The sequence below is a fragment of the Streptomyces sp. URMC 127 genome (assembly GCF_051386535.1).
Taxonomy (GTDB): Bacteria; Actinomycetota; Actinomycetes; order Streptomycetales; family Streptomycetaceae; genus Streptomyces.
Genome location: NZ_JBPQTW010000421.1, coordinates 1 through 2,034 on the forward strand (window position 1 = coordinate 1; position 2,034 = coordinate 2,034).

General features: G+C 76.2%; 2 protein-coding genes. One reads left to right on the top strand and one right to left on the bottom strand.

The window, feature by feature from the left end; all coding sequences use genetic code 11:
* Window positions 1-28: 28 nt before the first annotated feature.
* Window positions 29-631 carry a hypothetical protein gene (locus tag ACSNOH_RS34645; RefSeq protein ID WP_436725420.1) on the bottom strand — a complete coding sequence of 201 codons (603 nt, stop codon included), beginning with the start codon at window positions 629-631 and terminating at the stop codon, window positions 29-31.
* Between the two features lie 426 nt (window positions 632-1,057).
* Here ACSNOH_RS34645 and ACSNOH_RS34650 point away from each other — a divergent pair.
* Window positions 1,058-2,034: S1 family peptidase (locus ACSNOH_RS34650; protein WP_436725421.1), on the top strand; the 977-nt coding region annotated here is incomplete at its 3' end.

Genomic DNA, 2,034 nt, shown 5'->3' on the forward strand with positions numbered 1-2,034 from the left:
CCGGGGGGCGGAGCGGGCCGGGGGCGGGTCAGATCCGGTTGCCGCCGCTGCCGCGGCGCCGCAGGTACCACGTGCCGCCGACCGCAGCGGTGGCCAGCACGGCCGCGCCCGCCATGAGCTCGGTCATCCCGGAGTCGTCGCTCGTGGAGCCGACACCGGTCTTCATGCCGCCCTTGGGCGGCATGGCCGGGGCGGAGGAGGAGCCGCCGCCCGTGCCCATGGACGGGCTGTGGCTCGCCCCGCCCGCACGAGCCCCGGTGGACGCGGAGCCGCCCGAACCGGCGGAGACGACGACGTCGCCCGTGGCTTCCTTGCCGTTGTGGCACTTGACGCCGATGCCGTACGTGCCGGCCTTCGCGCTGTTGGGCACCTTGAACGTGCCGACGACGCTCTCCTTGTGCGTGCCCGGCTTGAGCTGGAACGAGGCCGGGCCGCCGACGGCGCTGGCGTCGCCCGTGCCCGAGCCGTTGGCGCCGCAGGCGGTGGTGTTCACCGTGACCTCGGCGCCGGGCTTGACGGGGTTCGGGGAGACTTCCAGCTTGCCGAAGTCCCCGGCGAGCGCGGGAGCGCTCCCCAGCCCGAGGGCGGCTATGGACAGGGCGGTCCCGGTGAGCACTCGTGAGTTACGCATGCTTGTTCCTCCGTGAACGCGGCCGGGGCACGTGGTGTGCCCACGAAGGGGAGTGGGGGGTTCCGCGCTCCTCAGAGCCGAGGGAACCGGGATCCGGGGCGCGCCGCACCCTGACGCCACATCAGAACAGCCGGTACTGGGCGGGCCGCGGGACGCAGCCCGCGGACGTATCGGCAGGTCACCGGGGGTGGCCCCGCCGTCACCGGGACGGCCGCCCCGGAACGCGGCGAACGGGTGACCCCGGACCGCGGCCGGCGCCCGCCCCGTGGTCACCCGTTCGGCCGTACGGGCCGCACCCCGCCTCCCCACGCGCACACCGCCCGGGCACGCGCCGAGGGCGCGCGACCCCCGCGCGAATCACACGGAACGGTGACCCCACACTCGGAGGGGTCACTTCCGCCGGGGGCGCGCGTATGCTCTGCGCCCATGGGGGAGGAGACCGAGGTCCCCGTCAACACAGAAGTGCGCGGCGAGACTTGGCGGGTCCGCATTTCCACGTCCGGCGGCGACGTCCTGGGTGCCGGCATCCTGCTGGCCACGGACGCCGTGCTGACGTGCGCCCATGTCATTCCCGCCGACCCCGGCGCGCCCGCCGGCGCCGCCGCCGCTCCGCGCGCCGAGGTGCTGGCCGAGCTGGTCGGCGTGCCCGGCGCGCGGCCCGTGCGCGCCCGGGTGGCCGACGGCTGCTGGGTGCCCGAGCTGGCGGACTCCCGGGGCGACGTCGCCCTGCTGACCCTGGCCGAGCCGCAGGACGCCCGCCACGCCGCCCCGCTGCACCGCGTCGCGCCCACGCACGGCCGGTCCGTCCGGATGTGCGGCTTCCCCCGCACGCGCGAGCTCCGGGACGGGGTGTGGTTCCGGGCCACCCTCGCCGGGCCGTCCGGGCCGCGCGGCGAGTGGGTGCAGATGTTCCCGATGACCCCGGAGGAGACAGTGCGGCCCGGCTTCAGCGGCGCCGCCGTGACCGACGCCGAGACGCACCGGGTCCTCGGCATGGTCGTCAGCCGCTACGACGACCGCTCCTCGGCCGCGCTCACGAGCCGGCGGCTCCACTTGTCGTACATGATCCCCATCGAGACCGTCGTACGGCACCTGCCGGTCATCGACCGCTACGTGACCGGCGGGCGCGGCAACGGCCTGCCGTCGGTGCCACGGAGCGCGGCCCGCGACCGGGAGTTCGCCCGGTGGCTGGCCCGCTGGTTCGCCGCCGCGGAGGGCACCCGACAGGTGGAGGCCATCGTCATCAAGAAGGGCGATGCGGTGCGTGCGGCGACGCTCAGCCGGGCGGTCGCCCTCGCGGACCGCGAGCTGCCCGCGGACGCGCCGCTCCCTTCAGACCCTTCAGGCGCGCCCCTCCCCCCGGCCGCCCCGCCGGTCAGCCGCCGATGGCGGACATGGGCCGC